The sequence below is a fragment of the Amycolatopsis sp. NPDC039088 genome (genome assembly GCF_055598845.1).
Window position 1 is genome coordinate 89934 of sequence record NZ_JBVKAE010000013.1, and the last position, 25959, is coordinate 115892.

Here is a 25959-nt window from a genome sequence, read left to right on the forward strand (position 1 = left end):
AGAGATGAGCGGCCACTCCAAGTGGGCCACCACGAAGCACAAGAAGGCCAACCTGGACGCGAAGCGCGGCAAGCTCTTCGCCCGGTTGATCAAGAACATCGAGGTGGCGGCACGGACCGGCGGTGGCGACCCGGATGGCAATCCGACGCTCTACGACGCCATCCAGAAGGCGAAGAAGAACTCGGTCCCGCAGGACAACATCGAGCGCGCCCGCAAACGCGGCGCCGGTGAAGAGGCCGGTGGCGCCGACTGGCAGACCATCACCTACGAAGGCTACGGCCCGAACGGTGTGGCCGTGCTGATCGAATGCCTCACCGACAACAAGAACCGCGCCGCCATGGAGGTACGGACCGCCCTCACCCGGAACAACGGCTCCCTCGCCGACCCGGGTTCGGTCGCCTACATGTTCAACCGCAAGGGCGTCGTGATCATGCCCAAGGGTGACGCCGCCGAGGACGACGTCCTCATGGCCGTGCTCGACGCGGGCGCCGAAGAGGTCAACGACCTCGACGAGAACTTCGAGATCGTCTCCGAGGCCACCGACCTCGTCCCGGTCCGGAAAGCCTTGCAGGAAGCCGGTTTCGAGTACGAGTCCGCGGATCTCACCTTCCTGCCGTCGGTCAGTGTCCCGCTGGACGTCGAAGGCGCGAAGAAGGTCTTCAAGCTCATCGACGCGCTCGAGGATTGCGACGACGTGCAGAACGTCTACGCGAACTTCGACGTGTCCGACGAGGTCATGGCAGAGGTCGGCTGATCGTTTTTCCAGTCATGCCGCGGAAAATTCGTCCCGGGGCTAGGTGCGGGCGCGGACGTGGGGCAGAATGTCGCGCGTGACGACCTCCGAAGCCGACGCCCTCACCGCCGAAGAAACCGAACTCATCCACTGGATCGAGTCGCAGGCGAAGGCGAGAGGAAACGCGGTCATCGCGGTCGCGGGTGACGAGGAAGAAGCGGGCTTCTGCTTCACCGCGTGCGCCTGGGCACTGCACAGCGTCGCGGAAGCGGTCGTGATCGGGCTGCCCGGGCAGATGGGGCCGGTCCTGCTCGACGCCTACGTCGACCGCGCGGCCAACGGTGAGATCTTCGAGGTCGGCAAGCGCTACGACGATTTCTTCGAGGGCGCGCCGGTGGTCTTCGAACGGGTCGCGAAGGGGCACTATCCCGAGTACTTCGGGAGCGCGTTCCTGATCTACCCGGACGGGGACTTCCCGGCGCTGCAGCTGATCGTCGCCACGCCGGACGGGCACTTCCCCTGGCACCCGGACGCGCCGGAGGGCTTCGCGCGGTACCAGCCGGTGCTGACCGAATCCGGCGATCCGGAGAGCTGGACGCCGGGCGTCGACGGCCCCTGATGCTGCGGCTGAGCGTGCTATGAAAGGTCCTTTCCTTGCAAATTTCGCAAGGAAAGGACCTTTCATGGCGTTCGGGACCGGCTCCCACCCGGCGCATTCAGAGGACTAAACGCGCCAAGGCGCCAGGTCTTCGGCGGCCTCCGGCCACTCCGCGGCCAGCGCCGAAGCCGACCGGAATTCCACGCAGTCGTCCGTATAGGGCGGCACCACCACGGTCCCGAGCAGGCTCCACTCACCGGTACTCACCGACGCCTGCCACACCCCGGCAGGCACCACCACCTGCGGCCGCTGACCGGCCGCGACGTCCGGCCCCAGTACCGGCCGGGAGATCCGGCCGTCCGGGAACAGCAGCAGCATCCGGACCGGCGCGCCCGCGTGATGGGCGTAGATCTCCAGCCGGTCCAGCCGGTGCGGCGCGGACGTTTCCGGTGGCGCGAGCAGGTAGTAGATCGCCGACGCGGTTTCGTCGCGCCAGCTCTGCGCCCAGCGGCCACCTTCCACGGGCAGCGGCTGGAGGCCCAGATGAACGGTGAACTCGTCGAGGCTCGGCATGTCTTCATCCTGCCGTCGATCGCTCCGGGTAGCCTCAGGCTCGAACGGATGTTCGTGGGAACGGCGGAGGGAAACGCGTGCGGGTACTCGGGGTCGACCCCGGTCTGACCAGGTGCGGACTCGGCGTGGTCGACGGCGGCACGGGCCGCACCGTCCGCGCGGTGGCCGTCGACGTCGTGCGGACCTCGCCGGACGCCGACCTTTCCGTGCGCCTGCTGGGGATCTCCGACGCCGTCGAGCGGTGGATGGATCGCTACAAGCCCGAAGCGGTCGCCGTGGAACGGGTTTTCGCGCAGCACAACGTGCGCACCGCGATGGGCACCGCGCAGGCGGGCGGGGTCGTCGCGCTCGCGGCTGCCCGGCGCGGTCTGCCGGTCGTGTTCCACACGCCGAGTGAGGTCAAGGCCGCCGTCACCGGCTCCGGCCGTGCGGACAAGGCACAGGTCACCGGTATGGTCATGCGACTGCTCGGCCTCGAGGTCAAACCGCATCCGGCGGACGCCGCGGACGCGCTCGCGCTCGCCATCTGCCACCTCTGGCGCGAACCGATGCGGGTCCGCCTCGCCGAAGCCGAGGCCAGGGCGGCCGAGATCGCCAAGAACCACAAGGCCAGGCTTGCCGCCGCGGCACAGCGCGCCAAACAACACGAAGCAAAGACGCAGGGAGCGGCTCGATGATCTCCTCGGTACGCGGAGAAATCCTCTCCATCGGCCTCGACCACGTGGTGATCGAGGTCGGGGGAGTCGGCTTCGCCGTGCAGGCCACGCCCGCCACTCTCGCGACGCTTCGCCGCGGAGAAGAGGCGATGCTGCACACCGCGCTCGTGGTCCGCGAGGATTCCTTGACGCTGTTCGGTTTCGCCGACGCCGACGCCCGCGAGCTGTTCGGCCTCCTGCAGACGGTCTCGGGGATCGGGCCGCGGCTCGCGCTGGCGACGCTGGCGGTGCTCGATCCGGACAAACTGCGGTCGGCGCTGGTCGAAGGCAACATCACCGTGCTGACCCAGGTTCCCGGCATCGGCCGCAAGGGCGCCGAGCGGCTCACCCTCGAACTGCGCGACAAGGTCACCGCCCTCGCCGGCCCGACCGACGGCTCCCCGGTGGTCACCGCGCCCGGCGTGCTCCGCGGCGAGGTCGTCGAAGCGCTAGCCGGCCTCGGTTTCCCGGCCAAACAGGCCGAACAGGCCGTCGACAAGGTACTCAGCGAGGGCGACGGGCACACGACGTCCTCCGTGCTGCGTGCCGCGTTGGCCACCCTCGGGCGTAAGCGGTAACAGGCCACATGGACTATGAGGCCGTGACCGATTTCGACGCCGAGGAAGAGACGCTTTCGGCGCTGCCGCAGACCGGCGAACGCGAGGTCGAGACGACACTGCGCCCGCGCAAACTCGACGAGTTCGTCGGCCAGCCGCGGGTACGCGAACAGCTCGAACTCGTCTTGGAGAGCGCGCGCCGCCGAGGGGTCCCGCCGGATCACGTCCTGCTCTCCGGACCGCCCGGACTCGGCAAGACGAGTATGGCGATGATCGTCGCCGCCGAACTCAACGCCGCCATCCGGATCACCTCCGGCCCGGCGCTGGAACGCGCCGGCGACCTCGCCGCGATGCTGTCCAACCTGGCGCCCGGCGACGTCCTGTTCATCGACGAGATCCACCGCATCGCCCGCCCCGCCGAGGAAATGCTGTACCTCGCGATGGAGGACTTCCGCGTCGACGTCGTCGTCGGCAAGGGGCCCGGCGCGACCAGCATCCCGCTGGAGATCGCGCCGTTCACACTGGTCGGGGCCACCACGCGGTCCGGTGCACTGACCGGCCCGCTGCGCGACCGGTTCGGTTTCACCGGCCAGATGGAGTTCTACACCGACAGCGAACTCGAACTCGTCGTCCGCCGGGCGGCGACGATCCTGGACATCCCCATCGACCGCGATGGCTGCGCCGAGATCGCGCGTCGCTCCCGGGGGACACCCCGGATCGCGAACAGGTTGCTTCGCCGGGTCCGCGACTACGCCGAGGTCCGCGCGGACGGGAATGCCACGCGCAAGGTCGTGCGAGCCGCGCTGGAGGTCTACGACGTCGACGAACTCGGCCTCGACCGGCTCGACCGCGCGGTGCTGACGGCACTGGTGCGGTCCTTCGGCGGCGGTCCGGTCGGCGTGTCGACACTGGCCGTCGCGGTGGGGGAAGAACCGACCACCGTCGAAGAGGTGTGTGAGCCTTACCTGGTCCGCGCCGGTATGCTCGCCCGCACTCCTCGCGGCCGGGTCGCCACAGCGGCCGCTTGGGAACACCTCGGACTGACGGCTCCGGCCGGTGCCACGCGCGGCGATCAGGGCGGCCCGACCCTGTTCGACCAGGACTGACCGGACCGTGCACGCGGTACGGGGCCCGTGGTGGCGACGGGTGGTGGTGGAGTTTCCGCTGGCACCTGGCACACTCGGGTAGAGCACACCCCGCCAAATCGGACAAAACAGCGCACCGCGCGGCGTCCGCTCGAAATGGAGAATCATGAACCAGTTATTGCTGCCGCTGCTCCTGATGCTCGTTGTGGCGATTCCGCTCGTCATGGGCACCCGTAAGCAGAAGAAGGCGGCGGCAGCGCAGCAGGAGCTGCTCTCGAGCCTCGCTCCCGGTGACCGGGTGATGACCACCTCCGGTCTCTACGCGTCTGTCGCCGATGCCTCCGCCGACACCACGATCGACCTCGAGATCGCCCCCGGTGTCGTGACCACCTGGCTGCGCCAGGCCGTCCGCGAGAAGGTGGAGCCGGTTGTCGAGACCGACGAAGACACCACCGACGTCGTGGACGCCGACGAGGTCGTCGAGGCCCCGATCGTCGAGTCGAAGGATGACGAGCGCGTCGAGGAGAAGTCGGGTGCGCAGATCGCTCCTCCGCTGGAGCACGGCAAGAAGTAGCGGTTGTAAGGCCATCCCCGACACCAGACTTTCGTAGGTGCGGGGGCAACGCCGGGCTCACGCAGCACCGAGTAGTGTCTCGGTGCTGCGTGCGTGTCCGTCGTCATAGTCGTGCCCGTTCATCGGGCACCGTCGTCGAGGCACGTTCGCGGTACCGCCGGACTCCCGTCCGGTGAGTGAACAGCCAAGTCCATTGGGGAACACCCAGTCCGTCCGAGGAGACCGAAGCACAGTGGCCGCACCGGCCGGGCATCTCCGCCCGGGACGCTATCTCGCCTTCTTCGCCCTGATCGTGGTGGCGCTGTACGCCCTGGTGTTCTTCACCGGTAGCGGCAAGCCGACGCCGAAACTCGGCATCGATCTGCAAGGCGGCACGAGGGTCACCCTGACCGCCCGTAATCCCGACGGCGGCGACCCTCCGCGAGAGCCCCTCGAACAGGCCCGCTCGATCATCGAGCGCCGGGTCAACGGTATCGGCGTCGGCGGCACCGAGGTCGTCCTCGACGGCAGCAACGTCGTGATCACCGTTCCCGGCGAGCAGGGCGACCAGGCCAAGTCCCTTGGCAAGACCGCGAAGCTGGGCTTCCGGAAGGTCGTGACGTCGCAGCCGGTGACCCCGGTCGCGCCGCCGTCGGCCCCGCCCGCGTCAGGCGCGCCTTCGTCGGCTCCGCCGTCATCGGGCGCTCCGGCCGCGTCGAGCGCTCCGCCGAGCAGCCCGGCCAACGGCGGCGGTGGCGCCGCCGCCGCGCCGCAGCAGCAGCCGGGCGACAACGCCGACGAGCAGACCAAGAAGGAGATCGAGGAAGCCCGGAGTGTCCGGCAGAACCCCGATCTGATGTCGACGGACCAGGCGAAGCAGGCCGCGGCCGCCGAGAAGGCCTTCGCGTCGCTGAACTGCGCGCCCAACGTGTCGGATCCGCTGGTCGGCAACGACCTCACCGACAAGCCGCTGGTCGCCTGCGGTGACAAGAACACGATGAAGTACCTGCTGGAGCCGGAGTTCCTCCCCGGGACGGAGATCTCCGACGCCTCCTCGGGTTACGACACGCAGAACTCCCAGTGGGTCGTCAACCTGAACTTCAAGAGCGACGGTTCCCGGATCTGGGGCGACTTCACCGCGAAGAACACCCAGAAGCAGGCCGCGTTCGTCCTCGACACGCAGGTCGTCTCCGCGCCGACCATCCAGTCCGCGATCCTCGGCGGCCAGACGCAGATCACCGGCCGGTTCAGCCAGACCGAGGCGAAGGAACTGGCGGACGTGCTGAAGTACGGCTCGCTGCCGCTGTCGTTCGAGTCCTCGGACGCGACCACGGTGTCCGCCACCCTGGGTCTCGCCTCGCTGCAGGCGGGCCTCATCGCCGGTGGCGCCGGTCTGCTGATCGTCTTCATCTACTGCCTGTTCTATTACCGGCTGCTCGGTGTGCTCACGATCCTGTCGCTGGTTTTGGCCTTCTCGCTGGTGTACGCGGTCCTGGTGCTCCTGGGGCGGTGGATCGGGTACACCCTCGACCTCGCGGGCGTCGCCGGTCTGATCATCGCGATCGGTATCACCGCGGACTCGTTCGTCATCTACTTCGAACGACTAAAGGACGAGATCCGGGAAGGCAGGACGTTCCGGTCCGCGGTCCCGCGAGGCTGGTCCCGTGCCCAGCGCACGATCCTCGCGTCGGACGCGGTCAGCTTCCTCGCCGCGGCGATCCTCTACCTGCTGGCCGTCGGTGACGTGAAGGGCTTCGCGTTCACCCTCGGCATGTCGACGGTCCTCGACCTCGTCGTGGTCTACCTCGTGACGCATCCGCTGGTCGCGATGGTGTCCCGGTCCAAGTCGAAGTTCCTGTCCAACCCCAAGAATCTCGGCCTCGGAGCCGTGCAGCAGCTGGGTTCGGAGCGCAAGGCCGCGGCTCGTACCGCCTCCGGCCGCCCGAACGTCAAGGAGGCGTGACCGTGGTCGACGACCAGAACACCACCGCGGGCAAGCGCGAGAGCGTCTTCCACCGCCTTTACGTGGGCACCGGCGCGTTCGACGTGGTCGGCAAGCGCAAGCGCTGGTACCTCTTCTTCGGCGCGTTGGTCCTGGTGTGCATCGCCTCGATGGGGGTCAAGGGCTTCAACTTCGGCATCGACTTCGAGGGCGGCACCCAGATCCAGCTGCCCGCCAACGGCAAGAGCGGGCAGATCACCGAAGAGCGGGCCAGGGAGGTCTTCGCCGACGCGCTCGGCAAGCCCGCCGACGAGGCGCAGAAGGTCGGCAGCGGGGTTTCGTCGACCATCCAGCTTCGGTCGGACACCTTGGACTCGGCCCAGGTCGCCAAGGTGAAGCAGGCGCTGTTCGAGCAGCTGGGCCCGATCGGGACCAACGGACAGCCCAGCGTCCAGGCCATCAGTGACAGCGCCGTGAGCGCGTCCTGGGGTGGGGAGATCTCCCGGCAGGCGCTGATCGCGCTCGGGGTCTTCCTGCTGGCGGTCACGTTGTTCCTGGCGTTGTACTTCGACCCACGGATGGCGGCCGCGGCACTGGTCACCCTGCTGAACGACATCGTGGTGACGGCGGGTGTGTACTCGCTGATCGGCTTCGAGGTCACGCCGGCGACCGTGATCGGTCTGCTGACGATCCTCGGCTTCTCGCTGTACGACACGGTGGTGGTGTTCGACAAGGTCCGCGAGAACACGCGCGGCCTGCTCGGACTGACCCGCCGGACCTACGGCGAGGCGGCGAACCTGGCGCTGAACCAGACGCTGATGCGTTCGTTCAACACGTCCTTGATCGCGGCGCTGCCGATCCTCGGCCTGCTGGTGATCGGCTACATCCTGCTCGGCTCCGGCACGCTGCAGGAGCTTGCGCTGGTGCAGCTCACCGGCACCGTGGTCGGCGTGCTGTCGTCGGTCGCACTGGCGACGCCGCTGCTGGTCGACTTCAAGATGCGCGACCCGAAGTACCGTCAGCAGGCCGACAGGGTCGCTTCGCGGCGCGCGAACCAGGCCCGCAAGGCCGCCGAGCGCGACGACGACTTCGACCCGAACGACGAAGAAGCGCTGGAAGCCGAACTCCGCAAGGAGAAGGCGTACGCTGCCGCGGCGAGCGTCCCGGCCCGGAACCAGAAGGCCCACAAGGGCCGTCCGTCCGGCAAGCGCAAGAGGTAGAGCCGGGTTTCAAGCGCTAGGAAAGGTCCTTTCATTGCAAATTCTGCAATGAAGGGACCTTTCCTAGCGTTCAGAGCCCGGACGCACGACACGAGAGCAGGGAAGTACATGGAGCTGGACAAGGCACTCGACCTGATCGCCGAGGTGCCGGACTTCCCGGAACCCGGCGTGCTGTTCCGGGACCTGAGCCCGTTGTTCGCCGACGCCGCCGGCTTCAAGGCCGTCACCGACGCGCTGGCGGCCACCGTCGGCCCCGACGTCGACCTGCTCGCGGGTGTCGAAGCACGCGGCTTCCTGCTGGCCGCCGCGGTCGGCTACTCCCGTGGACTCGGCGTGGCGCTGGTTCGCAAGCCCGGCAAGCTGCCCCGGGTGGCGGGACGGGTCGATTACGCGCTCGAATACGGCACGGCGACCGTCGAGTTGCCCGAAGGGATCGTCGAGCCAGGGCAGCGTGTCGCGATCCTCGACGACGTGCTCGCCACCGGTGGCACCGTCGCGGCCACCTGCAAACTGCTGGAAGACGCGAAAGCACAGGTCACCGGCGTTTCGGTGGTCATGGAACTCGCCGGGCTCGGCGGTCGTTCCGTGCTTGAAGGGCGTCATGTGGAGGCCCTCCGGGTGTGTTGACCGGGCGTACCAAGTGGGCCGCGAGGGGGAGCGGCTACTCTTGTTGTCCGAAGGCCGCACGAAGCGCAGGAGGTGCGGGTGAGCCAAGAGCTCGATGCCGCGGTGTCCTCGAAGGACGGCACCGAGCAGAACGGTGTGTCGCGACAGGGGGCCGCGCCCACGCCCTCCGCGACGCGCCGGGTCCGTGCCCGCCTCGCCCGCCGGATCACCGCACAGCGTGCCGCGCCGGTCAAGCAGGTACTCGAACCGCTCGCCGTCATCCACCGCGAGCTGCACCCCAACGCCGACCTCGCCCTGCTGCAGCGCGCTTACGACGTCGCCGAGGAGCTTCACCGCGATCAGCGGCGCAAGTCCGGCGACCCGTACATCACACATCCGCTCGCGGTCGCGACGATCCTCGCCGAACTCGGTATGGACACCACGACGCTGGTCGCGGCACTGCTGCACGACACCGTCGAGGACACCGGCTACTCGCTGGAGAGCCTGAAGGCCGACTTCGGCGAGAAGGTCGGTGAGCTGGTCGACGGCGTCACCAAGCTGGACAAGGTCAAGCTCGGCACGGCGGCCGAGGCCGAGACCATCCGCAAGATGGTCATCGCGATGGCGCGTGACCCGCGGGTGCTGGTCATCAAGCTGTCCGACCGGCTGCACAACATGCGCACGATGCGCTTCCTGCCGCCGGAGAAGCAGGCCCGCAAGGCGCGCGAGACGCTGGAGGTCCTCGCCCCGCTGGCGCACCGGCTCGGCATGGCGACGGTCAAGTGGGAGCTGGAGGATCTGGCCTTCGCCATCCTGCAGCCGAAGAAGTACGACGAGATCGTCCGGCTGGTCGCCGATCGAGCGCCTTCGCGCGACACGTACCTGCGGTCGGTGATCACCGAGCTGACCAGCAACCTGGAGGGTTCGCGGATCACCGCGAAGGTCGAGGGACGGCCGAAGCACTACTACTCGATCCACCAGAAGATGATCGTCCGCGGGCGCGACCTCGACGACATCCACGACCTGGTCGGCGTGCGGATCCTGGTCGAGGACGTTCGTGACTGCTACGCCGCGATGGGTGTCGTCCACGCGCTGTGGCAGCCGGTCCCCGGCCGGTTCAAGGACTACATCGCGCAGCCGCGGTTCGGCGTGTACCAGTCGCTGCACACGACGGTGATCGGACCGGACGGCAAACCGCTGGAAGTCCAGATCCGCACCTACGAGATGCACCGCACCGCCGAGTACGGCATCGCCGCGCACTGGCGGTACAAGGAGACCAAGGGCACCCACAACGGGAACGCCGTGGACGTCGACGAAATGGCGTGGATGCGTCAGCTCCTCGACTGGCAGCGGGAAGCCGCGGACCCTGGCGACTTCCTCGAATCGCTGCGCTACGAGCTCGCCTCGCGCGAGATCTTCGTGTTCACGCCCAAGGGTGACGTGATCACGCTGCCGGTCGATTCGACCCCGGTCGACTTCGCCTACGCCGTGCACACGGAGGTCGGGCACCGCTGCATCGGCGCCCGCGTCAACGGCAGGCTCGTCGCGCTCGAGCGCAAGCTCGAGAACGGCGAGGTCATCGAGATCTTCACCTCGAAGGCCGAGACGGCGGGCCCGAGCCGCGACTGGCTGCAGTTCGCCGGTTCACCCAAGGCGCGCGCGAAGATCCGCCAGTGGTTCGCCAAGGAACGCCGCGACGAGGCGATCGAAGGCGGCAAGGAGGCCATCACCAAGGAGGTCCGCAAGGTCGGTCTCCCGATCCAGCGGCTGGTCTCCGCCGATTCCATGGGCGCGGTCGCCACCGAACTCCGGCACCCCGACATCAGCTCCCTGTACGCGGCCGTCGGCGAGGGCCACACCAGCGCGAAGCACGTCGTACAGCGGCTGGTCGCCCTCATCGGCGGGGTCGACGAGGCGGAGGAGGAGCTCGCCGAGCGCGCGACCCCGTCCACGGTCACCCGCCGCCGCGGCTCGAACGACGTCGGCGTCGTGGTGAAGGGAGCCGGTGACGTCTGGGCCAAGCTCGCGCGCTGCTGCACGCCGGTGCCCGGCGACGAGATCCTCGGTTTCGTTACCCGCGGCGGTGGGGTCAGCGTGCACCGCACGGATTGCACCAACGCCGACGACTTGACCGCGCAGCCCGAGCGGCTCGTGGAGGTCGAGTGGGCGCCATCAGCCTCGTCGGTGTTCCTCGTCGCGATCCAGATCGAAGCGCTGGACCGGCACCGCCTGCTCTCGGACGTCACCAAGGTCCTCGCGGACGAGAAGGTCAACATCCTGTCCGCGTCGGTGACGACCTCACGTGACCGCGTCGCGGTCAGCAGGTTCACCTTCGAGATGGGCGACCCGAAGCACCTCGGTCACGTGTTGAAGGTGGTCCGAGGTGTCGAAGGCGTCTACGACGTCTACCGGGTGACTTCGGCTTCCTAGGTTCCGCGGACGAAGGCCCACGCACTGCGGTTGAGGGTGTCCTCGATCCCGGTGAAGCCTTCGGCCGGGCTGATCTCCTCCTCGACCAGGTCGAGGTCCGGGTCGTCGGCCGTGCCGCCGCGGCCGTCGGGACCGACCGCGTACATCGCGGCCGGATTCCCGCCGGGGTCCATGATCCCGGGGACGTCGTTGGTGAGGTTCGTGTGCCAGCTGCCCGACATATGCCCGGCCTCGTGGCTGGTGACGTTGCCGACCGCCCGGCCGAGGAACGCGATCTTGTCGCTGTCCGGCCCGAGGTAGGTGTTGAGCGACCACGCCGGTCCGGCCGGACGGCTGATCTCGTCGAGCAGGACCAGCGCGGTCTCCTCCTTGCCGAAGTTGCCCGCGTCGATGGACTGCGCGATGCCGATGGTCTGGATACCGGACTCCAGGACGGTGCCGCCGACGACGACCCGGCTGACGTTCGGCTGCCCCCACGGATCGGCGTGGTCCCGGCTGTCGAGAACGCGCAGCGCGAACCTCGGGTTGGTGCCCTTGGCGATCAGGTCCCGTTCGAGGTTCTCCTTGACGGTGGCGACGATCGCGTCGGTCAGCGCGCGTTCGTCGCCCGCGGTGAGCCCCCACCGCGGCAGGAAGGCGGACAGCGGGGAGAGGTCACGGATCCCGCCGCCCGAACCGAAGACCGCCGTGTTGACCCTGGCACCGTCGAAGTCGAGGAAGATCGTGTGCACGCTGCCGCGCGGGGCGGTTTCCGTGCCAGGCCGGAACGCTTCGAGTTTGACGTCGTACGCGCCTTCGCCCGCTTCGACGCCGAGCCGGTACCGGCCGTCCTTCGGTGCCACGAAGTCGACGACGGCGTTGCCCCCGCCGGGCATCGGTGAAGTGGAGGCGAAGATGAAGGTGAAATCCTGCGAGGAGCCGAACACCTCCCGCCCGGCCGGGTCGAGCACCGCGAGCCGCGTTCCGCCGCCTGCCACCGACGCGCCCAGCACGTCCCCGGCACGCAGGTCGAACGAGTAGTAGTCGAGGTCGCCGCCGCTCTTGCCGCTGGTGATCGCCAGGTCGTACGGGCCCTCCGTCTGGACACCGCTGCCGGTACCCGGTTTCGTGGGATCACCAGGCACGCCGAAGGGACCTGAACCCACCATGAGGAAGTACTCCTGGCCCGGCGGGATGGTGAAGGCGAGCGCGGAGTCACTCGACCCGCTCGCGTTGTCGTTGACGGCCCACACGTTGCCGTCGACGTCGAACAGCGCGAGGAACGTGTCGAGGCCGCCGGTCGGCGTCAGGGTCCGCGCCGAGAACGTCACCGGAGTCGTCGCGGCGCTCAACCGGTAGAAGTCGAAGTCACCCGTGCCGTCACCGGCGCTGCCGTACGGGCCGTCGCCGATGACGCCGCTGGTACGGGCGGCCCGGCGATCGGCGCCGACGCCGGTTTCGCTCGCGAGACCGAGAGAGTCATCGGGTTCGGCGGCCGGAGGCAGCGTGGGGATCGAGGCATCGGGTTTGAGGTCGCCGGTCAGCCGCACCTTGGGGTTCTTCGAGCGCTGCGTCCCGAAGCCCGCGATGTGTTCGGCGGTGGCGGGGGAGTCGTTGGCGCCGCTGGTCCCGGCCTGCTCTTTTTCCGCGTACGGAAGGGGATTCTGAACCGACACTTCGGAGCGGGCGATGTTCTTCGCCGCCCGGTCGCGGGTGACGGCCGCCCAGTCGACGGTCCCGAAATGCGAAGGGAACATCAGCAGCGGGTCGGGTTGGGTACGTCCGGGCGCGGCCGTCGACTGTCCGCTCAGCAAAGCCGAAGTGAGCAGAGTGGCCGCGAGAATTCCGAGCACGCGTTTCGCCATCGAGTTCCCCCTAGCTCGTTGGACGACCAGAAAACCACAGGGGGGAGGCGTTGAAAGCCGCCTTTCGGGTTCTCATGTCGTGGGCCGTCTTGACCACATTCGACGGGCACCGGCGGGGCCGCGCACTAGGGTGCGGAACATGACTGAAGGGTTCGAATTCACTCGCGACGGCGAGGTCGCCCGGCTGACGCTCACCAGGCCGGAGAAGATGAACGCGATCACCTACGGGATGTGGTCAGCCATCCCGGACGTGGTGGCGCGGGTGGAGGCGGACCCGGAGATCAAGGTGCTCGTGCTGACCGGCGCGGGCGCACATTTCTCGGCGGGCGCGGACATCAGCGAGTTCCGGGACCTGCGGTCCACGGCCGACGCGGCCGAGACCTACGACAAGGCCGTCGACGGGGCCGTGGCGGCGCTGACGGCGTCGCGGAAGCCGACGGTGGCGATGATCCAGGGGAACTGCATCGGCGGTGGCTGCCAGATCTCGGTCGCTTGCGACTTCCGCTTCGCCGCGGAGGGTTCGCGGTTCGGCATCACGCCGGCGAAGCTCGGCATCGTCTACCACTTCGACTCGACACGGCAGCTGGTCTCCCTGGTCGGCCCGGCGAACGCGAAGTACTTCCTACTCTCGGGCGAACTCGTCGACGCGCGGCGGGCGCGGGAGATCGGGCTGCTCAACGACGTCTATCCCGCCGAGGAGCTGGAGGCGTCGACGATGAAGTTCGTCGAGACGCTGGCTTCGCGTTCGCAGGCATCAGTGCGCGGGATGAAGCGGATCATCGAGAAGATCGTCGCGGGACAAGAGGAATCCGACGCCGAGGTGGACGAGATCCGGTTGGGCGCCTTGCACGGCGAGGACTACGCCGAGGGCGTTGCCGCGTTCCTCGCGCGGCGGCCGCCGAAGTTCACCTACCGCTGACGACACGTGGACGCGACCGGTCCCGCCGCGAGTCGTCCGGCTGGACACGCGTGTTGGCCGACCAATCACGCGTGTCGTCCATCGGAGCACACGTGCGCGCCCGGCAGCAGGTACCTGAACACTTTCGGCTCTGACCCGAATCGCCACCCACGACCAACCGGCCCGCCTCCCACCGGCAGCCGGGTACCTGTGGCGTCCGAGGCTGGGGCTCGTGACGAACGCGTGCTCGTCACGAGCCGGTCCAGGTGGACGTCCAGGCCGCGGACCTTGCCGTCGCGGACCTGCATCGCGGTGAAATGACCGTAACCGAACGCGCCCGCCAGGTCTTCCGACCTGGCGGGCGCGCCGTTGAGCTCCAGCTTCACGTCAGGCGTTGACCGTGACGCCGGTGAACTTGACCTCGGTGTTGGGCGGGCCGGTGCCGTCGCCGTTGCCGGCCTGGGCGTTGGCGCCCGCCTTGGCGACCTTGTCGAGCACCTTCAGTCCCTCGTCGGAGATGCTGCCGAAGACCGAGTACTCCGCGGGCAGTTCGGCTTCGCCGTAGACCATGAAGAACTGGCTGCCGCCGGAGTTCGGCTGCTGCGTCTTCGCCATCGCGAGGATGCCGCGGCCGTACTTGATCTCGGGGAACGCCTCGTCCGGCATCGTGTAGCCCGGACCGCCCATGCCGCTGGCCTCGGGGTCACCGCACTGCAGCATCTGCAGGCCGGTGGTGCCGAGCCGGTGGCACTTGGTGTCGTTGAAATAGCCCTGCTGCGAGAGGCTGATGAAGCTCTGGACGGCACAGGGCGCGAGCGCCCGGTCCAACGTCAGCGGAATGTCGCCCGCGGTGCTCTTCAGCACGAGGTTGACGGTGCCGTTCGACGAGACGTCCTTGCCTTCGGGCTTGTTCACCTGCTTCGACGCCTTCTTGGTGGCGTCGTCCTTGAAGTCACACGTCACCGGGTTCGCCAGCGGCGTCGCCCGCTTGGGCATCGGCGCGCGTTCCGTGGGGATGGTGACCTCGGGGGTCGGAGGAGCCGAGCTCGGGGAGGCGTCGGAGGCGGCGTCGTCACCACTGTTACTGCTGACGATCCACCACACCGCGCCTGCCACGATCGCGACGACGCCGACGACCGCCACCGCGCCGACGATCTTGCGCCGCTTGGCCTTTTCGGCCCGTCGCACGATCTGTCGCTCGAGCTTGCGCTTCGCGGCTTCGCGGCGCTGCTGGTTGGTCGGCACCCGCCCTCCCCGTTTCCACTCGATGTTCACACGTCTGAGGTGGGGGAAGTCTATGGGCACAGCCTGTGAGACCCCCGTACAGGGGCCGCTAGGCTTACTTGATCGTGATCAGGGCCATCCTGTCACCTGTTCGGCGGAAGATTCGAGGAGGCGTTTCGTGCTGGTTGTCGGATTCCCGGCCGGCCCTCTCGAAGCCAACTGCTATCTGCTCGCCCCCGAGGGCGGCGGGGAGTGCGTTCTCGTCGATCCCGGCGAGGACATCGGCGAGCCTCTCGAGGCCGCGCTGTCCGGGCACGGGCTCACGCCGGTCGCGATGCTCGCCACCCACGGCCACCCGGATCACGTCGCCTCGGCGGCCGAGGTCGGCGCGCGCCATGGAATACCGCTGTATCTGCATGAGGCGGACAGGCCACTCCTGGCCGCGGACGCCGGGGAATGGAAGGACGGGATCGTGCCACTCGTCGAGGGCCCGCTCAGGCTGGCCGGACTGGAGATCACGGTGTCCCGTACGCCGGGCCACACCGCCGGTTCGGTGATCTTCGGGCTGTCCTCCGCCGAGGGTGGCCGGATCGTGCTCACCGGCGACAGCCTGTTCGCCGGTTCGATCGGGCGCTCCTCCGGCGACGGTGACGAACTCGTGCGGTCCCTCGGTGCCAAGGTGATGACGCTGCCCGACGACACCGTCGTCCTGCCGGGGCACGGCCCGGCCACCACGATCGGGCAGGAGCGCGCGGGCAACCCGTTCTTGGCCGGGACGGGATCGTGAGCGAGATGGCCGAGCGGGCAGGTGTGCCGGAGACGCCCGAGCGTCTTCCGTTGTTCCACGACGACCCCAAGCTCCGCCGCCGTCGCGGCTGCTCCGGCATCGCCGGTGTCGTGATCTTCGCGGCCGCGTTCGGCGGGATCGCCGGGCTGATCGGCGGTGAGGTCGCCGGGCTCGTCGTCGCCGGCGTCATCGCGCTGCCGCTGCTCTACGTCATGTGCTACAACCTGCGCCGCCGTGTCTGGCTCGAAGGCGACACGCTCATCGTGCGGACCTGGGGTCTGCGGCGGATCGCGCTGACCGAGGCCGAACGCATCGACCTGGTGATCAGCGACGTACGCGGTACCCGGACGGTCAGCCTGCTGGTCAACGCGGGTAAACGGCGCAAGGTGGCGAAGGTCGACCTGGCCGTCTACTCCGGTGCCGGTGGCCGGGAACTCGGCGTCCTGCAACTGCGCAGGCTCGCGAACGCGCTGCTGAACAACACGGACGCGAATGGCCTGGTGTTCTCGGAACTGCTGGTGGCACAGCTGAAGTCGGAGGCGCGCGGGGACGCGGCGGCGGAGCGGCCGCTCTACCGGCTGGCCTCGGCGGCACCCGCCGGGAAGTACATCCAGCGGTTCACGATGGAAGCCGTCAGCAGGTTCGTGGCGACGTTGGAATGAAAGCGGCGGAAATCGTCCGGGCCTCGTGCGTGGTAATGACGGTTCTAACCGTCATTACCACTCACGAGCTGCGGTCGCTCGCGTGAAGTACATGATGGCGCCCTTCCTTGCGCCTAGCGCAGTGATGGGGGCCTTCATGTACTGGGGAACGCGTGAAGGAGCCCTTTCCTCGGCTCAGCCGAGGAAAGGGGTCCTTCACGCGCCGCTGTTGTGACTGGTGGTGCTGCTGGGGCTTGTGAGGGTTGTCCGGGGCGAGCGAGGGGAGCTTGGGGGGACTCTGGGTCCCTTAAGGAGTCCTTCACGGACCGGCCGCAACCCGGCTCACCCGCCGTAGGACCTAAGAGGCCTTTGGTTATTGAGGGGTAAGGCAAATATGGCGTGGCCTGCGCCCTCGGCAAGGGAACATTCCCGCTGCCGGGCGATAAGCGCGGTCGGGAGCCGGTCATGCCCCCAATGCCACAGTGGAGACAGTAAGGCTGCCATGACCAGCACGTCTGCTGTGCGCTTCCCTCGAGGTTGGCAGCCCGCTGCCCATGTCGCGAAAGCCACTTTCGGGACACCACACGTCCCGAAAGTGGCTTTCGCGACATGGCGGGAACACCGCTGCCCCAGCGTCGACGCGTGATGTCCTGAAGGCCCCCGTTGAGACCTTCAACGTCTCAACGGGGTCCTTCAGGACACGCCACCTTTGCCTTACCTCTCAATAGAACCGTCATTACCACTCACGAGGGTTGAGGCTCCTGCGGCTCCCGCGAGGCGATCAGCGCGGCCAGCACGGTGGTGACCGGTACCGCCGCGACGATGCCGACGCTCCCGGCCAGCGTCCGCACGATCTCCTGCGCGATGTCCTCCGCCCCGAGGATCGAACCGAGTCCCACGCCCGAGAGCGACGTGTAAAGCAGCACCGGCAGCGCCGCACCCGCGTACGCCATCACGAGCGTGTTGACCGCCGAACCGACGTGGTCACGCCCGATCCGCAGGCCCGCGCCGTAGAGCTCGCGCCAGCCGAGCGACGGGTTCGCCCGCCGCAGCTCCCACACCGCGCTCGTCTGCGTCACCGTGACGTCGTCGAGTACGCCGAGCGCGCCGATCACGACGCCTGCCAGCAGCAGGCCCCGCGCGTCGATCCCGTGCCCGAGCGAACCGATCAGCTGCGAGGTGCTGTCGTCCAGTCCGGTCAGCGACGCCGCGGCCGAGAAGATCGCCGACAGGACGCCGATCAGGATCAGGCTCACCAAGGTGCCCAGCACCGCCACCGAGGTTCTCGCGGACAGCCCGTGGGTCAGGTACAGCGCGACGAACATGATCGCCCCCGCCCCCGCGATCGCCACCAGCAGCGGACTTTCCCCGGCGAGGATCGATGGCAGCACGAACAGGGCCAGCACCAGGAAGCTCAGTCCCAGCGCGATCAGCGCGGCGAGCCCCTGCCATCGGCCGAGCACGATCACCGCGAGCGCGAACAGCCCGGCGAGCAAAAGCAACGGCGTGCCGCGCTGGAAGTCGACGATCTGGAACGACGCCGGGTTCGCGGCGTCGCCGCCGTTGTAGGAAAGCACCACCTTGTCGCCCGCGGCGAACCGGGGCGTGCTCGGCTCGATCGGGAGGGTCAGCTTCAGCGGCTTCCCGGCGCCGGGACCGTCGGTCATCGTCAATTCGCTGGTGAGACACGGTTTCGCGTCCGGCGACGGCTCGCCGACCTGGACCTGGCCTTCGGCGAGACACGGACCGGTGATCGTCGCGGTGATCGTGGCGTTCACCGGCGTTCCCTGTGGGAAGGCGCTTTTCGCCGGATCCTTGCCCCACGGGTAGAGCAGGACCATCCCGGCGACGGTCGCGACCGCGAGCGGGATCAGCAGCCACATCAGCAGCAGCCGGACGCGGCGTGACGCGGGCGCCGCCGGTCCGCGGCCGTGCGAGTGCCCGTGCCCGACCGGCGCGGGTTTCGCTTCGGGTTTCGGTTCGGCGGCGCGACGTCTGCCCGGTTCGCCCGGTCGCGGCCGCTCGGCCGGGGGACGCGGACGCCGGACGCCTTCGGGCGGGGTCCGGCGCGGCGAACGGGACGTTCCGGGCGGACGATCGGACGGGGTGTCCGTAACCCGGCGAATCGGGCCGGTGTCGTCGTCGGAGATGTCGCGGCGGTTCACCCGCACATCCTGCACAGCCCGCGTCGGACCCCGCGCGTCGGCCCTAGCCGAACGCCTGCCGCAGATGGACCCGGCGGTAGGCGGACGGGGGAGTGTCGAAGTGGTCGAGGAAAGCCTGGCGAAGCGTCTCGGTGGAGCCGAAACCGCACCGCCTCGCGATCGACGTGAGCGGAAGTTCGGTGCCGCACAAAAGTTTCGCCGCGTTCTCGGTCCTCGCCGCCCGGACGTACCGGCTGGGCGTGGTACTCAGATGCGCGTCGAACAGCCTGGTCAGCTGCCGGGTGCTGATGCCCGCCCGTTCGGCGAGCACGGTGGTGCTGAGATCACCGGCGAGGTGTTCGGCGACGTACGCGGTGATGTCGCGGACCAGCCGGTTCTCCGGCGGCGGACCGGACAGGAACATGCTCACCTGTGCCTGATTGCCCGGCCGCTGCAGGTAGGTGACCAGCATGCGGGCGGTCTCCCTGGCGAGGCTGGGCCCGTGATCCTCCTCGACGAACGCGAGGGTGAGATCGATCCCGCTGGTGACGCCTGCCGCCGTGTAGACGTTGCCGTCGCGCACGTACAGCGGAACCGGGTCCACGTTCACCTGCGGATAGTTCGTCGCGAGCCGGTTCGCGTACCGCCAATGGGTGGTGGCGCGGCGCCCGTTGAGCAACCCGCACGCGGCCAGCACCGTGGCGCCGGTGCACACCGAAGCGACGCGACGGCTGCGCTGCGCGAGCCTGCGGATGTGGGAGACGATCCGGGGGTCGGCGGCGGCGGTCTCGTGGCCGGTGCCGCCCGCGACGATCAGCGTGTCGAGTTCGCCGGTCACCTGGTCGAGGCGGTGCTGTGCCTGCAGGGTCAGGCCGGATTCGCAGCGAATGCCGCGTCCGTCGACGCTGGCGAGCATGATCTCGTACCCCGGCCGCCCGCCGAGTTTCGTCGCGGCGTCCAGGACGTCCGACGGACCGGCGATGTCGAGCAGCTCGGCGTGGGTAAAACCGACGATCAACACTCGTCTGGGTGAACCCGGCATGATCGAACGCTAGCAGCCTCACCCGGCCGTAGGACGTAGTTCGCAGGAATCCGGACATCGGGCCCACGCCGGTTCCTCGGCTAAGACACTGTTGCCCCATGACAGAGGACAAGAAGACCATCGCGTTCGTCGTGTACCCGGGGATGACCCCGCTCGACATGGTCGGACCGCTGACCGTGCTGGACGGTATGGCGAGCACGGTGCAGGAGTATCGGACGGTCGTGGTCGGCGAGACCAAGGACCCGGTCGTCACCGACAACCCGCTGAAGCTCGTGCCGACCCACACTTACGACGAAGTCCCGTCGCCGTACGCCCTCCTCGTGCCCGGCGGCGCCGCGCCGACGCTGAAGGCACTCGCCGACGAGAAGCTGATCGACTACGTGCGCGGTGCCGCCGCGAACGCGGAACTGGTCACCTCGGTGTGCACGGGCTCGCTGGTGCTGGGGCAGGCGGGGCTGCTGGAGGGCCGCCGGGCCGCGACGCACTGGATGTTCCGGGAACTGCTGCGTGCGTTCGGCGCCGAGCCGGTCGCCGAACGCTGGGTAGAGGACGGGAACGTGATCACCGCCGCCGGGGTGTCGGCGGGGATCGACCTCGCGCTGCACCTGGTCGAGCGGCTCGTCGGTGCCGAGATCGCGCGGACGATCCAGTTCGTCATCGAGTACGACCCGGAGCCGCCGCTCGGCGCGCTCGACTGGTCGAAGCGGCCGTATGGGGATCTCAAGCCGTTGCTGGAGCACACCTTGAACGACGCCCTCGCGGACGAGCCCGCCTTGCGGGACAGGCTGCTCGCGCACACCGGGACGTGAGGGGGGCGGCCATCCGGGTGAGAAGCGGTAAATCGGTGACCCCGCCGGGTTAGATTCTGCCCACCCGTCCAGGTGATAGGTGCTTCGTGGAGTTCAAGGTGCTCGGCCCGCTCTGGGCCTCGGTCCCGCTGCCGTCGGCGGCTCAGCCCCGGCTGGTGCTCGGGGTGCTCTTGGCCAGGCCGAACGAGTTCGTTCACCGGAACACCCTCGTGGACGAACTCTGGCCGCAGGGGCCGCCGTCGAGTGCCGCCGCCGTCGTGCAGATGGCGGTTTCCAAACTGCGCAAGGCGTTGTCCCCCGGATTGGCGGTGGATGACGCCCGGCAGCGGCTGCGGTCGGGGCGGGGTGGCTACCGGCTGACCGTGTCGGAAGGGGAACTGGACGTCGCCGGTTTCACCGGTCTGACCGCGGCGGCCGCGACGGCGACCGGTGGCGAGCGCAAGGCGCTGCTCGATCGGGCACTGGGGTTGTGGCGAAGCCCTGCGTTCGCCGACGTCCCGGCCGGCCCGCTCCTGGAGGCGCACAAACTGTGGCTGGAGGACCGGCGATGCTCGGTACTCGGCAAGCTCGTGGAGCTGGACCTGGCGGCCGGTGACCACAAGGCGGTCGCCGACCGGCTCGGGCCGGAACTGGCCGAGCGGCCGGGTGACGAGCGCCTTGCCGGATGGCTGGCCGAGGCACTGCACGGGCTCGGTCGCCGGGACGCCGCGCTCGCCGTCCTCGACCGGTGCCGTCACGTGCTCTGGGAGCACGCCGGCGTTTCGCCGGGAGAAGACCTGCTCGCGGTCCACCGGCGGATCGCCGGAACCGGCTGGTCGGCAGGCGGCCCGCCCTGCCGTCTGCCGCCGTCGACACCGGATTTCACCGGCCGGGCAGGCGAACTGGCGGAGCTGGGGCGCGCGCTGCGCGGTCCGGCGCCGGTGGTGCTGCACGGCGCGGCGGGCGCGGGGAAGAGCGCGCTGGCCGTCCACGCCGCGTGGCGGGTACGCAAACGGTTCCCGGACGGTCAGCTCGTCGCCGACCTGCGTGAAACCGGCGAGGTGCTCACCGGGTTCCTCCGCGCTCTCGGCCTCGCGGAAACGGAACTCCCGCCGGATCGGGCGGGACTGATCTCCTTGTGGCAAAGCCATACCGCGGACCGGCGGCTGCTGGTGATCCTCGAGAACGCGCGGTCCGAGGCCGAGGTGCGGCCGTTGCTGCCGACCGGTCCCGGCTGCGCCACGATCGTCACGACCCGGCGACGGCTGGCCGGGCTCGTCGGTGCCCGGCCGATCGAGGTCGGTCCGCTGTCCTACGCGGAGTCGCGGGTGCTGCTCGGCGCGATCATCGGGGAGGACCGGCCCTCGGCCGAACCCGACGCCGTCCGACGGCTGCTGGCCTGCTGCGACGGGCTCGCGCTGGCGGTGCGCGCGGCGGGAATGAGGCTGCTGCAGCGACCGAGGCTGAGTATCGCCGAGTTCGCGACCCGGTTGGAAAACGAGCGCCTGCGCCTCGACGAACTCACCGCCGGTGACCTCGCCGTCCGTCCGGTGCTCACCGAGGCCCTCGCGGAGCTGTCGCCACGGCAGCGGAATTCCTTGCGGTTGCTCGATTTTCCCGGCGCCGTCGAGATCGCCGACTGGTTCGCGACCGCCCTGCTGGGCTGTTCCTCCCGCGAGGCGGCCGAGCTGCTCGACGAACTGGTGGACGAGCATCTGCTCCACGCCGCACCCGATCAGGCGGGCTTCCTCCGGTACCGGCTGCCTGGCCTGACCCGTCTCGCGCTTCGGGTACCGGCGGATCCCGAAGCCCTCGAACGCGCGTTGACAGTCACTGCGGCATTGGCCGAACACGCGATTTCCGCGCTCGGCGCCGAGTACTCACCTGTCCGCCGGATGGACGCGCCCGCGGCGGCGCTGGACCGCGTCGCGGCCGACCCGATCGGCTGGCGCGAGGCGGAAATCGCGAACCTCGCCCTCGCCGCCCGGACCGCGAGCGGCCACGGCTGGACCGAGCTGGCGGCGCGGCTGGCCGACGCCCACGGCGATCTCGTCGGCCCCCGGCGCGGCGGTTCACTGGCGTTGCTCGGGTTCGACATCGTGCGTGAACGCCTCGATCTCCCCGCGGAGGCGGAAAAACTGCTGAAGCTCGGCCATTCCCACGCGAACGCGGGTGACTTGGCACGAGCGCGGACGTGTTTCGCGTTGGCCGAGGCCAGATTCCGGTCCGCGGAGGATCGGCGGGGCACCGGGGCCGCACTCGTCGCGCTCGCCGACGTCGACGCGGACTCCGGCCGTCCCCGGTCGGCCGTCGACGCGTTGCGTGAGGCACTGGACCTGTACCGGGATTGCGGTGACCTCTCCGGGCAGGCGATGGCGTCGGCCCAGTTCGGCTCGGTCTGGGACGACCTCGGTGACTTCGGGCGGGCGAAGGAGTGTTTCGAGGCGAGCCTGCTGCTTTCGCTCCATTGCGAGGACGGGCGGCAGCACGACCGGTCCGCCAAACGCTACGCCGATGTCCTGCGCCGGAACGGTCGCCTCGACGAAGCCGGTGATCTGCTGACGAGTGCGCTGACCGGTACCCGGAGCTCGCGTGAACGTCACTGGGAGGCGCACGTGCTGCGCAGCCTGGGCGATCTCCACGCGAAGGCGGGGGACGCGGGGGAGAGCGAGCGGTGTCTTACGCGGTCGCTGGAGCTTTTCGAGCACGTCGGCCACCGGCACGCGGCCGCCTACACGCATCGGAGTTTCGGCGAATCCCTGCGTCTGGCAGGTGAAGCGGACCAGGCGGAGGTGCATCTCGGCCTCGCGATGGACACGTTCCGCGCGCTCGGTGACCGCCGGGGCGGCGGATACGCCTTGCTCAGCCTCGGCCGTCTGCGGGCGGACGAAGGTGTCGCGACCGAAGCCGCCGAAGGACTCCGCACGGCGGCCGGGTTGTTCCGGCAACTGGGATTCCCGGTGTGGGAACTACGCGCGCTCCGGGATCTTTCCGCCGTCGACCGGGACGGGCGGCAGCGGGAACGGGCTCGTGAAGCCTTGACGAAGATCCGCTTCGGTGCGATGCCGGGATAACCCGGAGGGGGAGCGGTGGCCTCCGCGTTTGGCGAAGTTATGGCGCCGGTCTGTTGACTCGAGTCCGGGTGAGCGGACTTCGCGCCGTCCTGGATTCGCGGGACTGGGGGTGACGGCGCGTGCTCGTGGCCGGGTGACGCCTTCCGAGGGCAGGAGGCGTCACCCGGTTCGACGCCTAAGCGGCTACGTGCAGGATCGCGTCCGCGTCGTCGAGTAGTGCTTGGTCGAGCGGGAAGTAGCCCTGCCGCGGAGTGGTATCGGTCCGGACGCGAGCGGGCGGGACCTCGGTGGCCGGGAGCAGCCCCCAGCCCGTGGTGATGTGCTTCTGCAGGAACCCTTCGTAGGTGTCGGCCTCGGGAGCCTGAAGCCCCATGGCCTCGCTGCGGCCGAGACTGGTCGCGACGAAGGTGTACCGATCGCCGAGCAGCGGGGAAACCAGCCCGCCGGCGGCATCCGTCCCGGTGCGCCGGAGGTGGAGGTTGTGTGAGAACACCATCGTCGCGCCACGACCGGCCTCGGCGGCGCGGATGTCCAGCAGGTTCCGGGCCATGATCGCGTCCCGGACGGCGGAGAGGCGCTGATATCGCTCGCCCTGGTCGAGAGGTTCGGCGCACTGCCGGTGATAGCGCAGCAGATCGATGCCCGCCATGAGGTGGATTTCGGCGCGGGACCATCCGGCGTTCGGCTCGCGGGCGCGCAGTGCGGTCAGGAGATCCGACGCGATCGCGCGCAGCCGGTAGGCCTCCGCCGTCGCCCCCGGTGACCCGGCCGGGTCCATCACCGCTTCCGTACGGCTCCAGCGTTCGTCGTCACCCGCCACACTCGCGATGTCCCGGGACGAGCCGAGGTAGTCGGCGGCGTATTGGAGGTACCGCCGCGGGCTGGGGGCGGAGAAGGTTTCCGTCTGCGTGTCGAAACCGTGGAACGACAGGCGTTCCTCGGGCGGGCGGTTCTCGTTGTGCTCGCGCAGCCAAGCGATCAGCTGCCGATTCGCATCCAGGGCGCCGAAGTCGTGACTGAAGCCTTCGCTCATCGCGAGGTCGAGAGTCCCGGTGCCGTCTTGGACGAAGTCGTTCGCGGTGAGGGCCGACACGCGGTCGGTTTCGAGCGCGATGGAGCGGAAACCTCGGTCGACGAGCTGCGCGAACAGGTCGTTGCGGATCTCCGCGAAGACCGGGATCGCGTGCGTGGGCTCGCCCAGGCCGAGCAGGTCGCACGAGGGGGTCACGAAGTCTCGAATGTCTTGACTCATGGGGTTCAAGCCTATCGTTGATGCCTCGGTTGAGACTCTGACGCAAAGCTGCAGGTCGCCATGGGGGAAGTTTCAAACGGTGGTGAGGGGTAGGGGTCGGTGAGCGGTCGGTGCGGTTGGTCGTGGGGGGGGGGGGGGGGGGGGGGGGGGGGACACCCCCCCCCCCCCCCCCCACGACCAACCCAACCCACTTCGCAACAATTCCCCTTTCCCGCGACTCGCCCCCATTCCTTTCGTGCGCTATAAACTTAAAGAACCCTTCGCGCGCGAAGGTGCTTCGCCCGCGAAGCGGCGCTTCGCAGGAATGCGCGAGCGCAAGTTATCAGCAGTTGAGGTGAATTACCGCGTGGCAGTGACTGCGCGGCCGGAGTTCGGCTCTACTTTGGCCCGCATGGTTGAGAAGGATTCGACGGCGCGGACCCGGGAACTGGGCCACCGCATGAAGGCGTTCCGGCAGCGCAGGCACTTCAGCGGAGCCGACGTCAGCCGCCGTAACGGCTGGTTGCAGAGCAAGGTCACGAGGTGGGAACAAGGGCTTCGGGAGCTGTCCGTGGTCGACGCGGCGCTGTATCTCGCGACCTGTGGCGAGGCGGAACCCGAGCGCGATCTGCTGCTGGAACTCACGCAGCCGGGCAACGACCTCTACTGGGTGCGGCCGTACTTCGACGAACTCGTCGATCCGATGAAATCCCTGATGATCCAAGAGAATCTCGCGCACACCCTGGTGCGCTACGAGTCGCTGACGTTACCCGGGCTGCTGCAGACCGAGCCGTACGCCCGCACCACTTACGAGCTGATCGGCAACCGCGGCCAGGCGCGACTGGACCAGGTCGTGAACGCCAGGATGGACCGGCAGAAGCTGCTCCAGCGGGATCGCCCGCCGCGGTGCCGGTTCTACGTTCACGAACGCGCGCTGCGTTCGGTCATCGGTGGCCCGCGGATCATGCACGAGCAACTGTTGCACCTCGTCCTGTCGGCGAATCTGCCTTATTGTTCCATTCGCATCGTGCCCGAAACGAACGAAGTGAGCAGAACAATCGAGAATTCGTTCACCATCATGGAATTCACCGAGCATCCCGCGGTGGTGTACACGGATTCTTATGCGGCCGGAGTGTTCATCGACGACCGGGTGGCGGTCGAAGCGTACTATTCTCTTGTTGCGCGACTGGAAAGCGATAGCCTGACCGAGGAGAAGTCGCGGCAACTGCTCGCCGAGTGGGCCGACCGGTACGACCGGATGGAGGAATGACCCGATCGGGGTTTCCCGGCACCT

Annotated in this window: 22 protein-coding genes and 1 pseudogene; 16 read left to right on the forward strand and 7 right to left on the reverse strand. The window is 68.7% G+C overall.

Annotated features, from left to right (window positions below; translation table 11 throughout):
- Positions 1-4: 4 nt before the first annotated feature.
- Both ACZ7KI_RS18580 and ACZ7KI_RS18585 read left to right on the forward strand, forming a co-directional pair.
- Positions 5-754 (forward strand): YebC/PmpR family DNA-binding transcriptional regulator, encoded by a 750-nt coding sequence (locus ACZ7KI_RS18580; RefSeq protein ID WP_470226705.1) that lies wholly within the window; start codon positions 5-7, stop codon positions 752-754.
- A 67-nt stretch (positions 755-821) separates the two neighbouring features.
- Entirely contained in the window at positions 822-1352 is a 531-nt protein-coding gene (locus tag ACZ7KI_RS18585) for a DUF4262 domain-containing protein (RefSeq protein WP_470274352.1), read from the forward strand.
- A 105-nt stretch (positions 1353-1457) separates the two neighbouring features.
- Here ACZ7KI_RS18585 and ACZ7KI_RS18590 read toward each other — a convergent pair whose 3' ends face one another.
- Positions 1458-1904: a cupin domain-containing protein gene (locus ACZ7KI_RS18590; protein ID WP_470274353.1), complete on the reverse strand. Its 447-nt coding sequence runs from the start codon at positions 1902-1904 to the stop codon at positions 1458-1460.
- A gap of 77 nt (positions 1905-1981) precedes the next feature.
- On the opposite strand from ACZ7KI_RS18590, the gene ruvC reads away from it, so the two are divergent.
- The 8 genes from ruvC (at position 1982) to ACZ7KI_RS18630 (ending at position 10992) form a co-directional block, all read left to right on the forward strand.
- Positions 1982-2581: a crossover junction endodeoxyribonuclease RuvC gene (gene ruvC, locus ACZ7KI_RS18595; RefSeq protein WP_044854994.1), complete on the forward strand. Its 600-nt coding sequence runs from the start codon at positions 1982-1984 to the stop codon at positions 2579-2581.
- Positions 2578-3177: a Holliday junction branch migration protein RuvA gene (gene ruvA, locus ACZ7KI_RS18600; protein ID WP_470274354.1), complete on the forward strand. Its 600-nt coding sequence runs from the start codon at positions 2578-2580 to the stop codon at positions 3175-3177. Before ruvC ends, ruvA begins: the two co-directional genes overlap by 4 nt.
- 8 nt (positions 3178-3185) lie before the next feature.
- On the forward strand, positions 3186-4262 hold the full coding sequence (gene ruvB, locus ACZ7KI_RS18605; RefSeq protein ID WP_470274355.1) for a Holliday junction branch migration DNA helicase RuvB: 1077 nt from the start codon (positions 3186-3188) through the stop codon (positions 4260-4262).
- A 145-nt stretch (positions 4263-4407) separates the two neighbouring features.
- Positions 4408-4815: a preprotein translocase subunit YajC gene (gene yajC / locus ACZ7KI_RS18610; RefSeq protein WP_470274356.1), complete on the forward strand. Its 408-nt coding sequence runs from the start codon at positions 4408-4410 to the stop codon at positions 4813-4815.
- Between the two features lie 232 nt (positions 4816-5047).
- Positions 5048-6757, forward strand: a complete 1710-nt coding sequence (gene secD / locus ACZ7KI_RS18615; protein WP_470274357.1) for a protein translocase subunit SecD — start codon at positions 5048-5050, stop codon at positions 6755-6757.
- Positions 6754-7956, forward strand: a complete 1203-nt coding sequence (gene secF, locus ACZ7KI_RS18620; protein ID WP_470274358.1) for a protein translocase subunit SecF — start codon at positions 6754-6756, stop codon at positions 7954-7956. Before secD ends, secF begins: the two co-directional genes overlap by 4 nt.
- Before the next feature lie 108 nt (positions 7957-8064).
- On the forward strand, positions 8065-8583 hold the full coding sequence (locus ACZ7KI_RS18625) for an adenine phosphoribosyltransferase (protein ID WP_470274359.1): 519 nt from the start codon (positions 8065-8067) through the stop codon (positions 8581-8583).
- A 78-nt stretch (positions 8584-8661) separates the two neighbouring features.
- Positions 8662-10992 carry a RelA/SpoT family protein gene (locus ACZ7KI_RS18630; protein ID WP_470274360.1) on the forward strand — a complete coding sequence of 777 codons (2331 nt, stop codon included), beginning with the start codon at positions 8662-8664 and terminating at the stop codon, positions 10990-10992.
- Here the strand turns inward: ACZ7KI_RS18630 and ACZ7KI_RS18635 are convergent.
- Positions 10989-12836 (reverse strand): PPC domain-containing protein, encoded by a 1848-nt coding sequence (locus tag ACZ7KI_RS18635; RefSeq protein ID WP_470274361.1) that lies wholly within the window; start codon positions 12834-12836, stop codon positions 10989-10991. The genes ACZ7KI_RS18630 and ACZ7KI_RS18635 overlap by 4 nt on opposite strands.
- 139 nt (positions 12837-12975) lie before the next feature.
- Between ACZ7KI_RS18635 and ACZ7KI_RS18640 the strand changes: the two genes are divergently transcribed.
- The gene (locus tag ACZ7KI_RS18640; protein ID WP_470274362.1) at positions 12976-13755 is read left to right on the forward strand and encodes an enoyl-CoA hydratase/isomerase family protein; all 780 of its coding nucleotides are present in this window, start codon (positions 12976-12978) and stop codon (positions 13753-13755) included.
- 179 nt (positions 13756-13934) lie between these two features.
- Here ACZ7KI_RS18640 and ACZ7KI_RS18645 read toward each other — a convergent pair.
- Positions 13935-14120: pseudogene (locus tag ACZ7KI_RS18645) on the reverse strand (aminodeoxychorismate lyase); the annotation flags it as partial.
- 1 nt (position 14121) lies between these two features.
- On the reverse strand, positions 14122-14979 hold the full coding sequence (locus ACZ7KI_RS18650; protein ID WP_470274363.1) for a peptidylprolyl isomerase: 858 nt from the start codon (positions 14977-14979) through the stop codon (positions 14122-14124).
- Between the two features lie 157 nt (positions 14980-15136).
- Between ACZ7KI_RS18650 and ACZ7KI_RS18655 the strand changes: the two genes are divergently transcribed.
- Both ACZ7KI_RS18655 and ACZ7KI_RS18660 read left to right on the forward strand, forming a co-directional pair.
- On the forward strand, positions 15137-15745 hold the full coding sequence (locus tag ACZ7KI_RS18655; protein ID WP_061982874.1) for an MBL fold metallo-hydrolase: 609 nt from the start codon (positions 15137-15139) through the stop codon (positions 15743-15745).
- A 5-nt stretch (positions 15746-15750) separates the two neighbouring features.
- Positions 15751-16407, forward strand: coding sequence for a hypothetical protein (locus ACZ7KI_RS18660; RefSeq protein WP_470274468.1), 657 nt, complete (start codon positions 15751-15753; stop codon positions 16405-16407).
- A gap of 722 nt (positions 16408-17129) precedes the next feature.
- On the opposite strand, the gene ACZ7KI_RS18665 is transcribed toward ACZ7KI_RS18660, so the two are convergent.
- Both ACZ7KI_RS18665 and ACZ7KI_RS18670 read right to left on the reverse strand, forming a co-directional pair.
- Positions 17130-18551 (reverse strand): YibE/F family protein, encoded by a 1422-nt coding sequence (locus ACZ7KI_RS18665; protein WP_470274364.1) that lies wholly within the window; start codon positions 18549-18551, stop codon positions 17130-17132.
- A gap of 43 nt (positions 18552-18594) precedes the next feature.
- Positions 18595-19572, reverse strand: coding sequence for a GlxA family transcriptional regulator (locus ACZ7KI_RS18670; protein WP_470274365.1), 978 nt, complete (start codon positions 19570-19572; stop codon positions 18595-18597).
- A 98-nt stretch (positions 19573-19670) separates the two neighbouring features.
- On the opposite strand from ACZ7KI_RS18670, the gene ACZ7KI_RS18675 reads away from it, so the two are divergent.
- Both ACZ7KI_RS18675 and ACZ7KI_RS18680 read left to right on the forward strand, forming a co-directional pair.
- Positions 19671-20381, forward strand: coding sequence for a DJ-1/PfpI family protein (locus ACZ7KI_RS18675; protein WP_470274366.1), 711 nt, complete (start codon positions 19671-19673; stop codon positions 20379-20381).
- Between the two features lie 86 nt (positions 20382-20467).
- Positions 20468-23434, forward strand: coding sequence for an AfsR/SARP family transcriptional regulator (locus tag ACZ7KI_RS18680; RefSeq protein WP_470274367.1), 2967 nt, complete (start codon positions 20468-20470; stop codon positions 23432-23434).
- A gap of 175 nt (positions 23435-23609) precedes the next feature.
- Here ACZ7KI_RS18680 and ACZ7KI_RS18685 read toward each other — a convergent pair whose 3' ends face one another.
- Positions 23610-24686 (reverse strand): erythromycin esterase family protein, encoded by a 1077-nt coding sequence (locus tag ACZ7KI_RS18685; protein ID WP_470274368.1) that lies wholly within the window; start codon positions 24684-24686, stop codon positions 23610-23612.
- A 235-nt stretch (positions 24687-24921) separates the two neighbouring features.
- On the opposite strand from ACZ7KI_RS18685, the gene ACZ7KI_RS18690 reads away from it, so the two are divergent.
- On the forward strand, positions 24922-25935 hold the full coding sequence (locus ACZ7KI_RS18690) for a helix-turn-helix domain-containing protein (RefSeq protein WP_470274369.1): 1014 nt from the start codon (positions 24922-24924) through the stop codon (positions 25933-25935).
- The last annotated feature ends 24 nt before the right edge of the window (positions 25936-25959 follow it).